This window comes from Micromonospora sp. WMMA1363, from assembly GCF_030345795.1.
Classification (GTDB): domain Bacteria; phylum Actinomycetota; class Actinomycetes; order Mycobacteriales; family Micromonosporaceae; genus Micromonospora.
Genome location: NZ_JAUALB010000001.1, coordinates 2,409,369 through 2,427,436, shown reverse-complemented (window position 1 = coordinate 2,427,436; position 18,068 = coordinate 2,409,369). Strand labels below are relative to the sequence as shown.

Here is an 18,068-nt window from a genome sequence, read left to right as displayed (position 1 = left end):
TACCGGCGGTGAAGGTCTCCGGCGGACCGTACCCGCCGCAGACCGGGGCTGTCCCGCCGACGGCTCCGGCGGGTCCCGCCGATGCTAACGAGCCGTTCAGTCCCCGGTAAGTTGCCACCCATGACCGACGTGACCGCCAGCCCCGCCGAGTCCCGGCTGCGACGTTCCCCGCTGCACGACCGGCACACCGCCGCCGGCGCCAAGTTCGCCCCGTTCGGCGGGTGGGAGATGCCGCTGGAGTACGCCGGAGGTGGGGTGCTCAAGGAGCACGCGGCGGTCCGCACCGCGGCCGGTGTCTTCGACGTGTCCCACCTGGGCAAGGCCCGGGTGACGGGGCCGGGCGCGGCGGACTTCGTCAACGCCTGTCTCAGCAACGACCTGGGCCGGATCGGACCGGGCCGGGCGCAGTACACGCTCTGCTGCGACGACGCCGCCGGCGGTGTGGTCGACGACATCATCGCCTACCTGCACGGCGACGACCACGTCTTCCTGGTCCCGAACGCCGCGAACACCGCGGAGGTGGTGCGCCGGCTGCGCGCCGCGGCGCCGTCGTCGGTCACGGTCACCGACGAGCACGAGGCGTACGCGGTCCTCGCGGTGCAGGGCCCGCGCTCGCCGGAACTGCTCGGCGCGCTGGGCCTGCCCACGGAGCACGGGTACATGAGCTTCTCGGGCGGCTCGGTGGCCGGTGCCGAGTTGACCGTGTGCCGCACCGGATACACCGGTGAGCTGGGCTACGAACTGGTCGTGCCGACCGCGTCCGCGGTCGCCGTGTGGGACGCGCTCTTCGCCGCGGGGGAGGCGTACGAGTTGCGCGCCTGCGGCCTGGCCGCGCGGGACACGCTGCGCACCGAGATGGGTTACCCACTGCACGGGCAGGACCTGTCGCTGGACATCACCCCGGTGCAGGCCCGCTCGGGCTGGGCCGTCGGCTGGGACAAGCCTGCCTTCTGGGGTCGGGACGCGCTGCTCGCGGAGAAGGCCGCCGGTCCTCGGCGTACGCTGCGCGGGCTGGCGGCGGTCGAGCGCGCGATCCCGCGCCCCGGCATGGCGGTGTACTCCGGCGACGCCCTGGTCGGCACCATCACCAGCGGCACCTTCAGCCCGACCCGCAAACAGGGCATCGCCCTGGCCCTGATCGACACCGCGCCAGCCCTCGCCGACGGCGCCGAGGTGGAGGTCGACATCCGCGGTCGCCGCACCCCCATGCGCCTGACCCGCCCCCCTTCGTCCGGCCGTCGGTCCGCTGACCAACGTCGATCATGGACCCTGTCGAGCGGTCCGGAGATCGGTCCAGCCGGCCGCGTCGGGACCGCGCCGCACACCGACGGTGAGTCGATCCGACGCGAGACGACCGATGGGAGACGACCGACGGGAGGTTGGCGGCCAGCCGCGAGGTGTCCGTCAGCGGGGTGGGGCGGGGCGTTCGCCGGCGTCCAGGACGGCCTGGGTCCAGCCGCCCTCGATGACGCCGGTTCCGTCGAGAACCGCCCAGTCGACCACGTCGGTCGCCTCCACCACCACCCGGGAGCCGATCCGAACGGTGGGATCGGTGTTCGCGTCGCTGGCGCTCGCCCCCTCGATCCGCTCGGCGGCGTCCCAGGAGGTCACCCCCGCCCACACGTACTCCGGACCGTCGTCGCCGGGCAGCCCGTACTTGACCACGAGCTGCGTCTCCGGCGGGAGCTGTCCGGCGAGGAACCGGGTCCGGATGTCACCCAGCGAGGAACGGGCGGTGGCGACCGCCCGGCTCATCGCGTCGCCGGGGCGGGCGTACCGCACGTCCGGTTGGATGCCGTTGAAGAGGGTGGCGCAGGCGGCGGCGAAGTAGCGGCCGGCGGACCCCGGGTGCCCGGCCGGCGGGCGCAGGCTGAGGAACGAGTCGGCCTCCGGGTCGGTCGCCGGGTCCAGCTCCAGCCGCAGCAGCACCGGTGCCGTCGCCCCGTGCTGTTCCGGGTTGCCGTACGCCACCGCGATGTCGTGGCCGGTGACCGTGGCCAGCACCGGCAGCTGGACGAACGCGGGCACCTCCTCGCCGGCCAGGCCGTCGGTCCAGGTGCGCAGCAGCCGTCTCGCCGTACCGGTCATCACCGCGCCCCACGCCCGGGTCAGCTGGTCGGGAACCGCCTGCGTCTGGAGTTCCAGCAGGCCGAAGCGGCGCAGCCCCTTCGTGGTGAACCACAGCCCGTCGGCGTCCGAGGAATAGGGCACCAGCACCCAGTCGACCAACCGGATCCGCCCCTGCTGGTCCGGCAGCGAGCGCAGCGCGGTAGCTGGATCCAGGAACTGGAGGCCGAAGACGTCGACCACGTCCCCGCCGACAGTGTCGGCCACCGCGGCGGCCACCGCCCGCGCCGCCCACTCGTGCGCCGGCGGCCACCCCGGCCGGTACTCGGCCTGCACCACCACCAGGTGGGTCGCCGCCGCGAGCCGGGCCAGCTGCGCCTGGGTCGCGCCGAACGCGGTCAGCAGGTCGGGGGGCAGCTCGGGGAACTCGCCGATCGGCCGGGTGTCCACGCTCATCAGCGGGCTGTCCAGCATCTGCCCGGCCAGCGCGTGCACCGGCGCGGCCAGCCTTCCGGTGAGCCGCCGCACCGCGGTCTTCGTGCCCACGGCCGGCAGCCCGGCCATCGGCACCAGGTAGGTCGCGCTCAGCGACTCCGGGACCGGTACGGGCAGGAAGTCGTCCGTGATGAGCATGTCGTCCCCCGGGGGTGGCCGCGTCGGTGCTGTCGATCCGAACGCTACCCGCCGGGTCGGGCGGAACTCAGCCGGACAAGATGAGTCCGAGGTAGACCAGTGTGGTGACCACCTCCACGGTCGCGCCGAGCACGTCACCGGTGACGCCGCCGAGGCGGCGTACCAGGTGCCGCAGCAGCCCCACCACGACGGCGAGGGCGGCGGCCACGGCGAGCGGCCCCTGCCACGGGCGGCCCGGCACGGCGGCGACCGCCACCAGCGCGACGACGGCCGCCCCGGCGGCCAGCGCGAGCGGCCCGACGCTTCCGGCGACCAGCGCGCCCAAGCCCTCCGGTCGGGCCGCCGGCACCCCACGCCGGCAGGCCACCGCGACCCCGAGCCGACCCGCGGCGGTCGCGGTCACCACCGCCGCGAGCACGGCCGGCGCCGACCGTCCGACCAGCTCCGCGAGCACCGCCGCCTGCACCAGGAGCACGACCACCAGCGCGACCACCCCGAACGGGCCGACGTCCGGCTTCCTCATGACCTCCAGCGCGGCGGACCCCCGCCGGTACGACCCGAGCGCGTCCACGGTGTCGGCCAGCCCGTCGAGGTGCAGCCCCGGGTGAGTAGCGCGCCCGCGGCGACCGTCACCCCTGCCGCCACCAGCGGCGGCGCGAGCGCGCCCGCGAGCAGCAACACCCCGGCGAGAACGGCCCCGAGCAACGCCCCGACGGCCGGGGCGAGCGCCATCGCGGTGGCCGCCACCGCCCGGTCGATCCGGCCGGGGCGTACCGGCAGCGTGGTGAACGTGGTCACCGCCAGCCGGGTCCCGGCGGCGAGCCGTGACTCAGCCGGCACGCCAGCCGGACGGGTCCAGGGACGCGGACTCCGGCTCGGTGGTGGTCGGCCCCGGACCGGCCGGCTCCGGCTCGCGGAAGTCCGGCTCGCCCGTCTCCGGTTCGCCCGTCTCCGGTTCGCCCGTCTCCGGCTCGGCGGCCTCCGCCGCGCCGCCCCGCGACGGGCGTGCCGGCAACGCGCCGGCCAGCCCCAGCACCGAACGCAGCAGCGGCAACGCCACCAGCGCGTTCGCGCCCTCCCCGAGGTCCAGCCGGAGGTCGAGCAGCGGGGTCAGGCCGAGCACGTCGGCGGCCAGCCGCACCGCCGGGTGCCCGCCGTGGTCGGCCAGCAGACACCAGTGCCGGGCCTGCCCGGCCAGGTCCCGGCTGACCAGGCCGGCGGCCACGCCGACCGGCCCGTCCAGCAGGACCGGCAGCCGCCGCGCGGTCGCGCCGAGCAGCACGCCCGTCGCCACGGCGATGTCGCCGCCGCCGAGCTCGGCCAGGATGTCCGTTGCCCCGCGCGGCGAGCGGCGGCTGCGGTGCAGCGCGTCCCGGACGGCCGCGCAGCGGACCATCCAGGCGGGGTCGTCGTACTCACCCGAGTCGGTGACGACCCGGCCGAGCACGGTGGGCGGCTCGGCGCCGGCCGTGGCGGCCAGCACCGCCGCGGCGGCCGTCTCGGAGCCGGCGCCGCACGCGCCCAGCACCAGCAGCCGGACGCCGGCGTCGGCAGCCTGCTCGGCGAGCCGCCAGCCCTGTCGCAGCGCCGACTCCACCTGGTCCAGGGGCAGCGCCGGCTCGGCCTCGATCGGGCCGGCCGGCGGCGCGTCGATCACCTGGAGGCTGGCACCGGCCTCGGCGGCGAGCCGGGCCAGCGGACCTTGGCCGGCGCGGGCCTGGCGGGCACGGTGGGCGGATTCGCCAGGTGTCGTGCCGGCGGCGGCACCGCCCGCATGGTCGCCGTACACCAGCAGCACGCGCACCGAATCCCAGGGCGCGGGCGTCGGGGTGCCCTGGGTGGCGGCGGCGAACGCGACCACCCGGTCGAGTGCGCCGAACCCGGCGCCGGGAACGTCCAGGATGGCGAGCCGGTCCACGGCCTGCGGGCCCGCGTGCTCGTCGGGCATGGGCAGTTCCATGCCGGGCTGGATCACCAGGCCGGTGGTGACCATCGGTAGCGCCATCGTCGGCGTCGACCACGGGGTGCCGCCGTCGCCCGCCGGGTCGTCCGACGGGGGTGGGACGGTCGCCGGGGGCGAGACGGCCGGCGTCAGCACCGCGGGCAGCGGCTCCGGCTGCTCCGTCGGCACCGGGGAGGCCATCCGCGGCGCGGGGGCCGGCGGCACGTCGGTCACCCCGACCGGGGCTCCGGCTGCTCCGTCGGCACCGGGGAGGCCATCCGCGGCGACCCCCGTCGTCGCGACGACGGCCGGCGGCGCGGCGGGCTTGAGCCAGGCCGGTTGGCCGGCGACCACCAGGACGACCGCGTCGCAGGCGTCGGCGACCGCGCGGTTCGCCGCCCCGAGCGCGTCGGTGAAGGCCCGGCCGAGGGCGGTGGTCGGTACCAGGGTGAGCCCGACCTCGGGACTGACCAGCACCAGCCGGGCCGCGCAGGAACGCACCGCCGCAGCCAACTCCGCGATGGTGGCGGTGTCGTCGGCCGGCTGGTGGGCCGGGTCGAGCAGAACCGTCACCCAGCCACCCAGGTCGTCGACGAGCAGCGTCTCGTACGGTTGCGCGGCGGCGATCGCCTCCGCCAGCCGGCGTGGGTCGGTCGCCGTCTCCTCGGTGGTCCAGGTCTCCGGGCGGCGGTCCCGGTGCGCGGTCAACCGGGCCGCCCACTCCTCGTCGTCGGTGTTGTCGGCGGCGGTGGCCAGGTAACGGACCGTGGGCGTGTCGGCTACCAGGGACTCGGCGAACTCGGATTTGCCGGACCGGATACCGCCGAGCACCAGGACCGTGTTCCACCCGTCAACGGACATGCCCGTACCTTAAGGCGCCCCGGCGTCCCGGCGCCCCCCGGCCCGCGTCTGCGCCTGGCGGCTGACCCAGACCATGCCCATGCCGCCGGCCGCCACCCGCTCGGTCGACCGGTACCGGGTCGCTGAGCACACCTCAGGTCAACACCGGATCACGGTACCGCCGGTGGCAGCGGATCGATCAAGCGCACACCCGAGGCGCGGTCGTTCTCCGGTGGGCCGACTACGCTGGCGGGAGATCAGCGGCGAGGGGAGACGCGCACATGGCGTGGAGCTGGCGGTACGAGGGCGCGAACGGCGAGCCGGCGCCGGGGCCGGGGGAGTCGTTCGGCAGCCAGGCGGACGCCGAATCCTGGATCGGCCAGACCTGGCGGGATCTCGCGGCGTCCGGCGTTGCCTCGGTCGTGCTCAACGAGGACGACCGCGTGGAGTACCGGATGAGCCTGCTGCCCCCGGCGCAGTGATGGCCGGCGACCGCTCGGGAGGTGAGCCGCTGCTGCTCGGCGTGCCCCGGGCGGCGTTTCAGCCCAGCCCGGTCTTCCTCGGGCTGGTGGGGCTCTTCGTCACCAGTGGGGTGCTGACCTGGCGCGGGTTCGGCAACGTCCGGTTCGACGTGTTCCTCTTCGTCGTCTCGGGCTGGTTGGTCTCGCTCTGCCTGCACGAGTACGCGCACGCCCTCGTCGCGTTCCGGGCCGGCGACCGCGGTGTCGCCCACCAGGGTTACCTGACGCTCAACCCGTTGAAGTACAGCCACCCGCTGCTGTCCGTCGCGCTGCCGGTACTGGTGGTGCTGCTCGGCGGCATCGGTTTGCCCGGCGGCGCGGTCTGGGTGGACCGGCACGCCATTCCCGGGCGGCTGCGGCACACCCTGGTCAGTCTCGCCGGGCCGGCCACCAACGTGGTGTTCACGCTGGTGTTGGTGGCCGCGCTCCGCCTCGGTGTACCCGGCGGGGGACCGGTCGAGTTCTGGGCCGCCGTGGCGCTGCTCGCCTTTCTCCAGCTCACCGCGAGCCTGCTCAACCTGCTCCCGGTGCCCGGCCTGGACGGCGGCAACATGATCCAGCCGTGGCTGAGCCCCCCGTACCGGCGGATGTACGACCTCTTCGCGCCGTACGGCTTCCTCCTGCTCTTCGCTCTGCTGTGGAATCCGGCCATCGGCGGTTGGTTCTTCGGCGTGGTCTTCGCCACCGGCGACGTGCTCGGCCTGCCGCCGGGGCTGTACGCCCTCGGGCTGGACCTGATCCGCTTCTGGCGGGGCTGACGTCGGCCCGCCCGGCCCGGCGCGCTGCGTACGGTGCCCGGCTGTGGTGGCCGGCGCGTCCCGCGCCGGCCACCACGGGACGGTCACGGACGCTGCGTCGGGGACTCCGTACGGGCCGGGTCGCGCTCGGTGACCGGCTCGACGATCTTGTCGATCTCCTTGAGCAGGGCGGCGTCGAGCTTCACGCCGGCCGCCCTGACGTTGTCGTGCACCTGCTCGGGGCGGGACGCGCCGATGATCGCCGAGGAGACGTTCGGGTTCTGCAACACCCACGCCAGGGCGAGCTGGGCCATGCTGAGCCCGGCCTGATCGGCGAGGGGCCTGAGCCGCTGCACCCGGGTCAGCACGTCGTCGGTCAGCCACTTCGCGATGAAGCCCGCGCCGGACTTCTCGTCCGTGGCGCGGGACCCGGCCGGCGGCGGCTGGCCCGGCTGGTACTTGCCGGACAGCACGCCCTGCGCCATCGGGGACCAGACGATCTGCCCGATGCCCAGTTCCTCGCTGGTCGGCACCACCTCGCTCTCGATGACCCGCCAGAGCATCGAGTACTGCGGCTGGTTGGAGATCAGCGGGATCCGTAGCTCGCGGGCGAGCTTGTGCGCCTCGCGTAGCTGCGACGCCTTCCACTCCGAGACGCCGATGTAGAGCGCCTTGCCGGAGTGGACGACGTCGGCGAACGCCTCCATCGTCTCCTCCAGCGGCGTGCTGTAGTCGTATCGGTGGGCCTGGTAGAGGTCGACGTAGTCGGTGCGCAGCCGGCGCAGCGAGCCGTTGATCGCCTCCATGATGTGCTTGCGGGACAGGCTACGGTCGTTACGACCCGGTCCGGTCGCCCAGTACACCTTGGTGAACAGCTCGATACCCTCGCGCCGCACGTTCCGCAACGCTCGGCCGAGGACGTCCTCGGCGCGGGTGCCGGCGTACACGTCGGCGGTGTCGAAGGTGGTGATGCCGGCGTCCAGGGCCGCCTGGACGCAGGCGAACGCCGCCTCCTCCTCGACCTGCGACCCGTGGGTGATCCAGTTGCCGTACGCGATCTCGCTGACCATCAGGCCGGAGCGGCCCAGGTGTCGGAATTCCATTCCCCGACCCTAGCCCGCGCTCCCCGTCCGGTCGGGGCGCGGTGGCTTCCCGGCCGGGGCGGACCGGGAACGGAGACGGCCGCCCGGGCGACCGCCGGGCCGCGGTCCCGGTCAGAGTACGGGCATGGTGTCGGTGAGCAGTCGGTCGATCTCGGCGAGTACGTCGTCGCGGTCGCGGTGCACCGGGTCGATCAGCGGTTCGCCCCGCCGGTCCAGCGCGCCCCAGCGACCGGTGCTCACGGCGACCAAGAACGCGACGGGGTGGATGGCCAGCGCTGGATGGACCGGTGGTACGACCATCCGCCCGGTCCGGTCCACCACGCCGTACCGGCCCGCCACGTCCATGACGGCCAGTCCCTCGTCGGTGAAGCCGTCGATGTGCCGGCCGTTGGCCAGCGTGGTGGCGAACCCGTGGTAGCGAGTCGGCACCACCAGCCGTCCGGTGCGGTCGACCGCGCCCCAGCCCTCACGGCGAACCGCGGCGACACCGCGCCGGAACGGGCGTGTCTCGGCGAAGCCAGGTGACACGGCCACCCCGCCGTTCTGGTCGACCGCCTGCCAGCCGCCGGGCTCGCCGTGCGACACCCACGCCAGCCCGTCGGAGAACGGGCGGACGGCCGGCCAGGACGGTTCCAGCACGGTGGCGCCGGCGAGGTCGATAAGGGACCACCGGTCCGTCGTCGGTCGGCGTACCCAGGCCACGCCCTCATGGAAAGGTTGCGCCTGCGCGTACTCCGCCGCGATCACCAGGTCGCCGCCGGGGTCGGCGAAACCCCAGCGTTCGCCGTCGCGCGCGGGCACCGGCGGGCGGTCTGGCTCCAGCAGCTCCGTCCGGCTGCGCGGGTACGGCCCGAAGCCGGCCGCCGCGGCCCGTTCGGCGACCGCGTCCAGGCTCGTCCGGACTCGGGTCAGCAGATCGGGGTCGGCGGCCCCGCGCAGGTTCAGCGCACGCTCGAACTCGACGCACGCCTCCATCAGCCGGCCCTGGTCGAAGCAGCACCGGCCGGCGTGCTCGTGCAGCGCCGCCCGCAGCCGGTCGGGCAGCTCCGGTGAGTTCGCCTCGGCGAAGAGCCGGTCGGCCTCGGCGTACTCACCCCGCCAGCGCAGCACGTGCGCCAGCCGGGCCTGGGCCAGGGCGGTCCGCCGCAACTCTGCGGTCGCCTCCGCGTAGGTCAGCGCGAGGCGACCGTCGGCGAGCGCGTCGTCCAGGTCGCCGACGATCCGCGAGACCACCGCCCGAAGGCTGAGCAGGCGGGCCCGCGACTTGTTGTCGACGGCTTTGCCGAGCTTCTCGGTGAGACGGTGCCGGATCGTGCGGAACCGCGCGGGATCGGCGACGCTCTCCCGCAGCGTCACCGGGTCCAGCTCCCAGCGGTAGCTCGCGAGGACCTGTTCGGGATCGCCCTGCTCCCCGCGCGGTACGTCGGGGCCGGCGGTGGTCGCCGGATCGGGAAGGCCGTCGGCTCCGTCGGCAGCCGGTTCCTGTCCGGGTCGTGTCACCTCGACGTCGCCCGTGGCAGGGGGCGGTGTCGGCTCGGTGCCCGGAGCGGTCACGTCGTCGGTCGTCGTGATCGGGGGCGTGGTCGGCGTCGCCGAGCGGGTGCCCGACTGCTCCGGGGGCGCGGAGACCGGCGTGACCGGCGCGTGGGCCTCGGTGGCCGTCGGCCCCGACTGCTCCGGGGGCGCGGAGACCGGTCGAACCGTCGGGGCGGCCGGTGCCGGGTCCGTGGGTGCCGCCGCAGCGGACTCGGCTGGGGAGACCGGTGTCGGGACGGGTGCGGCCGGTGGCGCCGAGACCGGTGTGCCCGGCCGGACGTCATCCCGGTCAGGCGGCGCGGAGACCGGCCGGATCGGGGGCGGCTCCGGTTCGGCGGTCGGGGCGCCTACTGGGCGGGTGGCCGTCGGCGCCGCCGGCGGGGAGGCCGTCGGTGCCTCGCTCGCGGCCCGGTGCGGTGGAGTTGTCGGCGCGGGGACCGGGTCCGCCAGCTGCGGAGCGGGTGCGGGCTCGACGGCGAACGTCGGGGCGGGCAGGCGTTCGGCCGCCGGCGCCGGATCCGGTGCGCCGGGTCGGACCGGTGGCGGCTCGTCGGCGGCACGGTCGCTGTCAGCCGGTGTGGACGGCTCGGCCGGGCCGGTGCCGGGAGGCGGCGGCTCCACTGTGCCCGGCCCGGGATCCGGCTCGGATGCGGTGGCCCCGGCAGGCGGGGTCGGAGCCGGGTCGGCGGGCCGTGCCGTCGCCCCGAACCAGGCGCCCGGGTCGACCTGGGTCGATGTCTGCGTGGGTGGCGTGACGCTGGGCTGGTCCGCGGGCGGTGGTGGGACGTACCGGCGTGGGTTCCAGGGCGCGATCGCCGGTTCCGTGCGCGGGGCGGTGTCGGGCGTGGTGAGCCGGTCGGCTGCCGGCGTGTCCTCGGGGGAACCGGGACGCGCCGGCGACACCGGCGCGGCGGGCGTCGTGAGATCGTGGCGCGGTGTGGGGGACACCGGCGGTCGTTCCGGCCCGTTGGTGGGCGGGAACGGAAGGTCCGACAGCCGCTGGTCGCGCCCGCCGGGGTCAGCCGCCGGCGAGACGGGACGGTCGGCCCGGCGGTCGTGGCGTGCCGCTACCGGCGCCGGCGGCACCGGCCGCGCCGACGGCGGGACCTGCGCGCCGGGGGACATGGGCCGACCGGGAACCTCCGGAACGGGGTGAGTCGGGGGCGGTGGGGCGGGTGCGCCGGGACCGGGGAACACGGAGCGGTCGGGCGGGTCGGACACCGACCGCTCAGGCGCTGGGTACGGCGGGAAGGACGCCGGTGCGCCGGCGGGGCGGTGTCCGTTGGCGGGCCGTACCTCGTCGAACCGGGCTGGCCGACCCTCGTGGCGCGGCCGGTCCACGGGCGCGGGGTGCGGCTGGTGCTCCGGGCGGGGTTCGCCGTGCCCGGGGGCGTCGCGGTCGAGGCCGGGGCGGAGCGGGCCGGTCGGCGGCCAGGGCAGCCCGCGGTCGGGTCGCCGCTCGGCACGGTGCCGGTCCGCCGGACCGTCCCGGCCGGGCTCGCCTGCGCGGTGGAGGTCCGGATCCCGGCGACCGGTTGGGCGGCCCGGCTCTGCGGGGCGGCGCTGCGGATAAGTTCCCGCGTGCGCCGTCGCCTCGCGTCCGCCTCGCGAATCGTCCGGCTCCGGGCGACCTCCGTCCCGGAGCGGCTGCCCTCCGGGTGCCCGGTCGGGGTGCGGCCGGCGATCGGCGTGGTGGTACCGCGGCCCGTCGTCGGGGTGGCCCCACGGCCCGTCGGCAACGGCGGCCCGCCGTCGGCGGGCCGATCGGCGTGGCCCCGAGGCACGGTCCCAGGAACGGTCCCCCCCACGGTCGCGGGCAGCATCGACGTCGCGGTCACGGAGATCGTCCACGCCCCGCTCGCGCAGCTCGCCGTCGCGGCGGTCCGGGAACTCCGCGGCGGGCTGGCTCTCGTCCTCGGTCCCCGAACGCCGCCGCGGGTAGCGCGGCCGGCGCGGCTGTGGGCCGGCCCAGCGTCCGGCGTCGGGGTGCGCGTGCCTCCTGGAATGATCCTCCTCGGGTTCCGCCAGCCAGCCGGGTTCCACCTGGCCGGCGGGGGAGACGGGTCGGCCCGGCTCGTGCCGGGGGCGCCGGTCGTCGTGGCGGCCAGGGGCCTCGTAGCGGCCCCGGCCCGAGCGGTCGGGTCGGGGGCCGTCGCTCCGCCCGGGCTCACCGCCGGACCGGCCGTTGCGCGGTTCCGGCCGGTGGCCCCACGGCTGATCGTCCGCCCGGATCGGGTCGCCGGGCGGGCGACGGTACACCTCGCCGGCGGAGCGCCGGTCGTCGTGGTAACCGCGCCGGCCATCCGGTTCGTCGTCCCAGGAGCGGCCGAGGTACGTCCCGTCGGGACGCGTGGGTGCGAGCGGCGGCACCTCCGCTCGCCCGACCGCGGCGGCCCGGCCACGCGGAGCGGGTGGCGGGGAGTGCCCGATGCCGATGTCACCGGGGTAGCGCTGGCCGGGGAACTGGGGGTGCCACTCGGTGGTCGGCTCGACCACCCAGGACGGCTCGGCGGGGTCGTGCCACCGGTCGACGTAGCCGCGACTCATCCGTACGACCCGTCGCCGGTGCGCGCGACGGCGGGGAGCTGCCCCGCCCGGACGGGCATGCCGGACCGGCCGGCTCGCGTCCGCTCGCTCACGGCCGCGCCCCGGTGGCCGGCTCGCGTCCGCTCGCTCACGGCCGCGCCCCGGTGGCCGGCTCGCGTCCGCTCGCTCACGGCGATTGTCACCTCGTTGCACATTGTCACGCTCGGTGCCCCGCCGGCAGGCAATGTACCCCGTTCCGGTAGGGCGTAGCTGCGGAAGGAGGGTAGCGGCGTGGGCTCGGTCACCGCCACTGTGGCACCGCCCCGGGCCCCAAACGTTATCCCATGGTTCCGGACATTTAAGGCTATAACCGGATCGGGCTGCCGACGTTACGCCACCGACCGACAGGCTTTGGTCGCTGCGCTGGTCACCAGCGTGCTCCGCCTCGACGTGCGGCTGGCCCCGCGGTGGACCACCGTGCCGCGCCCCGCGGTGTCCGTGCTCGCCGCCGTGGCGCTCTGTGTCGGGTGCCGCTTCCTGGTCAACGCGACGTCCCTGGCCGCACACGCCCGAGGCGTCAGGAATCTCTGGACGCCCTGCTCCGGGACGCGAGCCGGGCGGCGTCAGGCCTGGGAGCCCGCCGTCACCGGGACCGCGGCGGTGTTCGACGCCGGCGCGTCGGAGCGGGAACCGTCGGCGGTCCGGCCGACCAGGGAGGCCACGACGGGCGGTCCCGCCCGGGCGCGGCGAGGGACCGCCCGTCGAGGGTCAGACCGGGTCGCCGATGTTGACGCGCGGCTGGGGAGCCCGCATCCGGCGGAAGGTGATCGAGCGCATGATCGCGTAAAGGTAGAGCGACCCCATCCGCTGACCGGTGTCCGGGAAGCGTTCCCGGACCAGCTTCCTGATCTTCCGCGAGATCAGGATCGAGTCGACGATCACGCCGAACGCGAGCGCGGCCCAGACGATGTTGGATGCCAGCTGGATCACCGGGGGCATCGCCTGGTTCGAGCCGATCAGCACGACCAGCGCGCCGCCGAAGAACCATGTCCCGACCGTACGCCGGGAGTCGACCACGTTGCGGGCGAGCAGCCGCTCCGGCCCCCGGTCGCGGGGGCCGCCCTCGCGCCGGAACTCCGTCGCCGCATCGGCGCGCAGCTGGCGCCGCCGCTCCCGCTGCTCCTCCTTGGTCAGCGGCTTGGTCGCCGCCGGGGGCCGCCGGCCGCCGCCGGGGCGTTTCGGCGTCTCGCGTCCCTTGCCGGGCGTGTAGCTCCGGGAGCGGGCGGCGATCTCCTCCTCGGGCGCCGCCGGGTTGGCGGACTCCTCGACGAGGTCGGTGGACTTACGGCGAAACAGCGACAGCACGCGGCAAGGGTAGCCACATCATGGCGCCCGGTGCACATCGTGGGTGCCCCGGGCGCGGGTGAGGCTGCTTACCGGCGCTCGTTACGGGCGCTCGACGTGCGCGCCGAGGTCGGCGAGCTTGGCCTCGAAGTCCTCGTAGCCGCGATCGATCAGGTCGACGCCGTACACCCGGGAGGTGCCCTCGGCGGCGAGCGCGGCGATCAGGTGGCTGAACCCGGCCCGCAGGTCGGGGATGACCAGGTCGGCGGCGTGTAGTTTGCTGGGCCCGGCGATGACCGCCGAGTGCTTGAAGTTGCGCCGGCCGAAGCGACAGGGGGTGCCGCCGAGGCAGTCCCGGTAGACCTGGATGTTGGCACCCATCGAGTTGAGTGCCTCGGTGTAGCCGAGCCGCTGCTCGTACACCGTCTCGTGGACGATCGACAGGCCCCGCGCCTGGGTCAGCGCCACCACGAGTGGCTGCTGCCAGTCGGTCATGAAGCCGGGGTGCACGTCGGTCTCCAGCGCGACCGACTTCAGCTCGCCGCCCGGGTGCCAGAACCGGATGCCGCCCTCCTGCCCGGGGTCGCCCAGCCGTGGCGGCCGCACGTCGGTGACCTCGTACTCGCCGCCGACCGAGCGGAAGATGTTGAGGAAGGTCATCATGTCGGCCTGCTGGGCGCCGAGCACCTCGACGTGGCCGCGGGTCGCCAGGGCGGCCGCCGCCCAGCTCGCCGCCTCGATCCGGTCGGGGATGGGCCGGTGCGAATACCCGTGCAGCTTCGGCACGCCCTGGATCTCGATCACCCGGTCGGTGTGCACCTTGATGATCGCGCCCATCTTCTGCAGCACGCAGATCAGGTCGATGATCTCCGGCTCGACCGCCGCGTTGCGCAGCTCGGTGACCCCTTCGGCGAGCACGGCGGTGAGAAGCACCTGCTCGGTGGCACCGACGCTCGGGTACGGCAGGGCGAACTTGGTGCCGTGCAGACCGTTCGGCGCCGACAGGTGCAGACCCTCCGGCCGCTTGTCGACGGTGGCGCCGAACTCCCGCAGCGCCTGCAGGTGGAAGTCGATCGGGCGGGGGCCGATGTGGCAGCCACCCAGGTCCGGGATGAACGCGTGCCCCAGCCGGTGCAGCAGTGGCCCGCAGAGCAGGATCGGGATCCGACTGGAGCCGGCGTGCACGTTGATCTGGTCGGTGCTGGCGCTCTCCACGTTGGCGGGGTCGAAGACCAACCCGCCGTCCTCGTCGCCGTCGGTGACCTTGACCCCGTGCAGGCCGAGCAGCCCGCGGACCACCTCGACGTCCCGGATCTTCGGCACGTCGTACAGCCGGCTCGGGCTGTCGCCGAGCAGGGCGGCGACCATCGCCTTGGAGACCAGGTTCTTCGCGCCGCGCACGCGGATCCGCCCTTCCAGCGGAGTGCCTCCGTGTACGACCAGGACGTCGTCGGTCAACGCAACCTCCAGCGCGTCGGGTGGTGCCGTGTGTCGTTGATGGGGCGGATGCCCCGCGACCCGCTGCGGCGGCGGCCGCAACGGGTGTCCCCGTGCGTCGTTGCCCCGGCAGCATAGCCCTCTGTGACGAGATTGGATCGGTCACATCACCCGCAGGGGAATCTATCGGTGATCTGGCACTTTTCCGTACCAAGGGAGTTACGGACAGTGCTCAGCTCGCGTTCGGCGGCGGGGCGTCCGCTCCGGGGAGGGCAAGCATCTGGTCCAGCGCCACCCGCGCGTGGTGCGCGGTGCCCGGGTCGACCGTGATCTGGTTGACCACCCGGCCGGCGACCAGTTCCTCCAGCGCCCACACCAGGTGGGGCAGGTCGATCCGGTTCATCGTCGAGCAGTAGCAGACCGCTTTGTCCAGGAACATGATCTGCTTGTCCGGGTTCGCCAGCGCGAGCCGGCGGACCAGGTTCAGCTCGGTTCCGACCGCCCACGCCGAACCGGCCGGAGCGGCCTCGATCGTCCGGATGATGTACTCGGTCGACCCGACGAAGTCGGCGGCCCTCACCACCTCGTGCCGGCACTCCGGGTGCACCAGTACGTTGACGTCCGGCACCCGCTCCCGGACGTCGTCGACGCTGTCGAGGGTGAACCGGCCGTGCACCGAACAGTGTCCCCGCCACAGGATCATCTTCGCGTCGCGCAGCTGGTCCGGGTTGAGCCCGCCGCCCGGCTTGTGCGGGTCGTAGGTGACGCAGTCGTCCAGTGAGAAACCCATCTCCAGCACGGCGGTGTTCCGGCCCAGGTGCTGGTCGGGCAGGAAGAGCACCTTCTCACCCTGCTGGTACGCCCATTCGAGGGCTCGCTTCGCGTTCGACGAGGTGCAGACCACGCCGCCGGTGCGCCCGACGAAACCCTTGATGTCCGCCGAGGAGTTCATGTACGTCACCGGGACGGTCTGCTCCGCGATGCCCAGCTCGGTGAGCGTGTCCCAGGCCGTTTCGACCTGCGACAGCACCGCCATGTCCGCCATCGAGCAACCGGCGGCCAGGTCGGGCAGGATCACCCGCTGCGCGTCCGAGGTGAGGATGTCGGCGCTCTCGGCCATGAAGTGCACGCCGCAGAAGACGATGTACTCCGCCGCCGGCCGCGCCGCGGCCTCCCGGGCCAGCTTGAACGAGTCGCCCGTCACGTCGGCGAACCGGATCACCTCGTCGCGCTGGTAGTGGTGGCCCAGCACGAACACCTTGCTGCCCAGCTTCGCCTTCGCCGCCGCCGCCCGGGCCACCAGGTCCGGGTCGCTCGGTGCCGGCAGGTCACCCGGACACTCCACGCCCCGCTCGGTGGCGGGGTCGCTGCCCCGGCCGAGCAGGAGCAGCGCGGTGGCGGTGTTGGAAGGTTCAACCCAGGTCGACGTCACGCACCCCATGGTTCCACAGCGCGGGCGCGCCGCCGCCTCCGCTGGTGTGTGCTGCCACACTGCACGACATGCGCGTGCTGCTCTGCCCCGACAAGTTCGGCGGCAGCCTGTCCGCCCCGGACGTGGCCGCCGCCGTGGCGGACGGCTGGCGGGAGGTGGCCGGCGGTGACGACCTGCTCGTGCGGCCGCTCGCCGACGGCGGGCCCGGGTTCCTGGACGTGCTCGCCGACGCGCTGGACGCCCGTCGGGTGCCGGTGCCGACCGTCGACCCGTACGGTCGGCCGGTGACCGCTGAGATCCTGATCACTGCGGACGGCTCCGGCTACCTGGAGAGCGCCCAGGCGTGCGGTCTGCATCTGCTCACCCTCGCCGAGCGCGACCCGAAGAGCACCACCTCGTACGGGCTGGGGCTGCTGGTCGCCGCCGCCGTGGAGCAGGGCGCGCGCCAGGTGGTGATCGGGCTCGGCGGCTCGGCCACCAACGACGCGGGTGCCGGCATGCTCACCGCGCTCGGCGTCACGCCACTGGACGAGGCCGGTCGGGCCCTGCCGTACGGGGGCGCGGCGCTGGCCGCCGTCACCGCGCTGGACGGCGCACCCCGGCTGCGTGACGTCCGTTTGGTGGCCGCCACCGACGTGGACAACCCACTGCTCGGGCTGCACGGGGCCAGTAACGTCTTCGGGCCGCAGAAGGGCGCCGACCGGGTTGACGTGCTGCTGCTGGACGCCGCGCTGGAGCGCTTCGCCGGGGTCCTGGAACGGGACCTGCCCGGTTGCCCGACCGGGCTGGGCGCGCTGCCCGGCGGCGGGGCGGCGGGCGGCCTGGGCGCGGCCGTGCTGGCCCTCGGCGGCCGGTGCGAGTCCGGTATCGGCCTGGTCTCCCGCGCCGTCCGGCTGGACGCCGCGCTGGACACCGTCGACCTGGTGATCACCGGTGAGGGATCGTTCGACCACCAGTCGCTGCGCGGCAAGGTCGTCACCGGGGTGGCCGGCGCCGCCCGCGACCGGGGGGTACCCTGCGTGCTGCTTGCGGGACGGGTGAGTACCGGCCGCCGGGAGGCCGCCGTGGCCGGCGTCACCGAGGCGTACAGCCTGGTGGAGTACTTCGGCGGGGAGGAACGCGGCGGGGTCGAGGCGGCGCTGGGGCGGCCGGTCGAGGGGCTGCGGGCGTTGGGTGCCCGGCTGGCCCGGCAGTGGAGTCGCTGACGCCCGTGGGCCGCACGCCCGGCTGGTCCGGGCGGGGCCCGTACCCGGATGTGTGCGGCCCGGGCGATGGCACAACCTGCGGCGACGGTCACGCCACGCGGGCCGTGGCGGCGCGGGCGGCGTACGATCGGAGCTGGACCACACCGGGAATACTGAGCGACGCGGCGCGTTGGTCAGTGCGTCCGGACCGATACCGCGCAGGGAGATTTCCACGTGACCACGCCAGCGCAGACCGAGTCGACCGAGGCCAAGGCCCCCACGACCGTCATCCTCACCGACGTCGCGGCGCAGAAGGTCAAGGCTCTGATCGAGCAGGAGGGCCGTGACGACCTGCGGCTCCGCGTCGCGGTGCAGCCGGGCGGCTGTTCCGGCCTGCGGTACCAGCTCTTCTTCGACGAGCGGTCGCTCGACGGCGACATCGTCACCGACTTCGACGGCGTCGAGGTCGTCGTCGACCGGATGAGCGGCCCCTACCTGGCCGGCGCCACCATCGACTTCGCCGACCGGATCGACGCCCAGGGCTTCACGATCGACAACCCGAACGCGGGCAACTCCTGCGCCTGCGGCGACTCGTTCAGCTGAGCCTTCCCGCCGGCGGGGCCGCCGCCTCCACGACGGAGGGGGCGGCCCCGCCGGCGCGTGTCCGCCGGTTGTGCGAGAGGTGGCGGCTGTCCGACCGACCGGTCGCTGCGCGGTGGCCGGAGCGGTAGGCTGACCGCGCCCCGCTCCCGACCCCCGAGGGGTT

12 protein-coding genes and 2 pseudogenes are annotated in these 18,068 nt (G+C 74.6%); 6 read left to right on the top strand and 8 right to left on the bottom strand.

Annotated elements, in window-relative coordinates; all coding sequences use genetic code 11:
* Positions 1–120: 120 nt before the first annotated feature.
* Positions 121–1,250 (top strand): annotated as a pseudogene (gcvT, locus tag QTQ03_RS11015) (glycine cleavage system aminomethyltransferase GcvT).
* A gap of 154 nt (positions 1,251–1,404) precedes the next feature.
* Here gcvT and QTQ03_RS11010 read toward each other — a convergent pair.
* The 3 genes and pseudogenes from QTQ03_RS11010 to QTQ03_RS11000 all read right to left on the bottom strand — a co-directional run bounded on the left by QTQ03_RS11010 (position 1,405) and on the right by QTQ03_RS11000 (position 5,503).
* The gene (locus QTQ03_RS11010) at positions 1,405–2,700 is read right to left on the bottom strand and encodes a DUF2314 domain-containing protein (RefSeq protein WP_289277920.1); all 1,296 of its coding nucleotides are present in this window, start codon (positions 2,698–2,700) and stop codon (positions 1,405–1,407) included.
* Between the two features lie 67 nt (positions 2,701–2,767).
* Positions 2,768–3,540, bottom strand: a pseudogene (locus tag QTQ03_RS11005) (adenosylcobinamide-GDP ribazoletransferase).
* Positions 3,530–5,503 carry a bifunctional adenosylcobinamide kinase/adenosylcobinamide-phosphate guanylyltransferase gene (locus QTQ03_RS11000; protein WP_289277919.1) on the bottom strand — a complete coding sequence of 658 codons (1,974 nt, stop codon included), beginning with the start codon at positions 5,501–5,503 and terminating at the stop codon, positions 3,530–3,532. The pseudogene QTQ03_RS11005 and the gene QTQ03_RS11000 overlap by 11 nt, the downstream one beginning before the upstream one ends.
* A gap of 260 nt (positions 5,504–5,763) precedes the next feature.
* Here QTQ03_RS11000 and QTQ03_RS10995 point away from each other — a divergent pair, with 260 nt between their 5' ends.
* Positions 5,764–5,964 carry a hypothetical protein gene (locus QTQ03_RS10995; RefSeq protein WP_289277918.1) on the top strand — a complete coding sequence of 67 codons (201 nt, stop codon included), beginning with the start codon at positions 5,764–5,766 and terminating at the stop codon, positions 5,962–5,964.
* Positions 5,964–6,761, top strand: coding sequence for a site-2 protease family protein (locus QTQ03_RS10990; RefSeq protein WP_289277917.1), 798 nt, complete (start codon positions 5,964–5,966; stop codon positions 6,759–6,761). Before QTQ03_RS10995 ends, QTQ03_RS10990 begins: the two co-directional genes overlap by 1 nt.
* 83 nt (positions 6,762–6,844) lie before the next feature.
* Here the strand turns inward: QTQ03_RS10990 and QTQ03_RS10985 are convergent, their stop codons facing one another.
* Positions 6,845–7,843, bottom strand: a complete 999-nt coding sequence (locus QTQ03_RS10985; protein WP_289277916.1) for an aldo/keto reductase family protein — start codon at positions 7,841–7,843, stop codon at positions 6,845–6,847.
* Positions 7,844–7,954: 111 nt separating this feature from the next.
* Positions 7,955–10,327: a WG repeat-containing protein gene (locus tag QTQ03_RS30660; RefSeq protein ID WP_502889740.1), complete on the bottom strand. Its 2,373-nt coding sequence runs from the start codon at positions 10,325–10,327 to the stop codon at positions 7,955–7,957.
* Between the two features lie 327 nt (positions 10,328–10,654).
* Between QTQ03_RS30660 and QTQ03_RS30655 the strand changes: the two genes are divergently transcribed.
* Positions 10,655–12,175, top strand: coding sequence for a hypothetical protein (locus tag QTQ03_RS30655; RefSeq protein ID WP_502889739.1), 1,521 nt, complete (start codon positions 10,655–10,657; stop codon positions 12,173–12,175).
* Positions 12,176–12,673: 498 nt separating this feature from the next.
* Here QTQ03_RS30655 and QTQ03_RS10970 read toward each other — a convergent pair whose 3' ends face one another.
* The 3 genes from QTQ03_RS10970 to nadA all read right to left on the bottom strand — a co-directional run bounded on the left by QTQ03_RS10970 (position 12,674) and on the right by nadA (position 16,118).
* A complete protein-coding gene (locus QTQ03_RS10970; protein WP_289280768.1) occupies positions 12,674–13,267 on the bottom strand; it encodes a DUF3043 domain-containing protein in 594 nt (197 codons plus the stop codon).
* Positions 13,268–13,351: 84 nt separating this feature from the next.
* Positions 13,352–14,707, bottom strand: coding sequence for a UDP-N-acetylglucosamine 1-carboxyvinyltransferase (murA, locus tag QTQ03_RS10965; protein ID WP_289277913.1), 1,356 nt, complete (start codon positions 14,705–14,707; stop codon positions 13,352–13,354).
* 211 nt (positions 14,708–14,918) lie between these two features.
* Positions 14,919–16,118: a quinolinate synthase NadA gene (nadA, locus tag QTQ03_RS10960; protein WP_289277912.1), complete on the bottom strand. Its 1,200-nt coding sequence runs from the start codon at positions 16,116–16,118 to the stop codon at positions 14,919–14,921.
* Positions 16,119–16,186: 68 nt separating this feature from the next.
* Here nadA and QTQ03_RS10955 point away from each other — a divergent pair, with 68 nt between their 5' ends.
* The gene (locus QTQ03_RS10955) at positions 16,187–17,323 is read left to right on the top strand and encodes a glycerate kinase family protein (RefSeq protein WP_289277911.1); all 1,137 of its coding nucleotides are present in this window, start codon (positions 16,187–16,189) and stop codon (positions 17,321–17,323) included.
* Positions 17,324–17,536: 213 nt separating this feature from the next.
* On the top strand, positions 17,537–17,905 hold the full coding sequence (gene erpA, locus QTQ03_RS10950; protein WP_289277910.1) for an iron-sulfur cluster insertion protein ErpA: 369 nt from the start codon (positions 17,537–17,539) through the stop codon (positions 17,903–17,905).
* The last annotated feature ends 163 nt before the right edge of the window (positions 17,906–18,068 follow it).

Bases quoted from the DNA above. Each gene is read 5' to 3' on its own strand.
- QTQ03_RS11010 (WP_289277920.1), bottom strand. From the start codon at position 2,700: ATGCTCATCACGGACGACTTCCTGCCCGTACCGGTCCCGGAGTCGCTG.
- QTQ03_RS11000 (WP_289277919.1), bottom strand. From the start codon at position 5,503: ATGTCCGTTGACGGGTGGAACACGGTCCTGGTGCTCGGCGGTATCCGG.
- QTQ03_RS10995 (WP_289277918.1), top strand. From the start codon at position 5,764: ATGGCGTGGAGCTGGCGGTACGAGGGCGCGAACGGCGAGCCGGCGCCG.
- QTQ03_RS10990 (WP_289277917.1), top strand. From the start codon at position 5,964: ATGGCCGGCGACCGCTCGGGAGGTGAGCCGCTGCTGCTCGGCGTGCCC.
- QTQ03_RS10985 (WP_289277916.1), bottom strand. From the start codon at position 7,843: ATGGAATTCCGACACCTGGGCCGCTCCGGCCTGATGGTCAGCGAGATC.
- QTQ03_RS10955 (WP_289277911.1), top strand. From the start codon at position 16,187: ATGCGCGTGCTGCTCTGCCCCGACAAGTTCGGCGGCAGCCTGTCCGCC.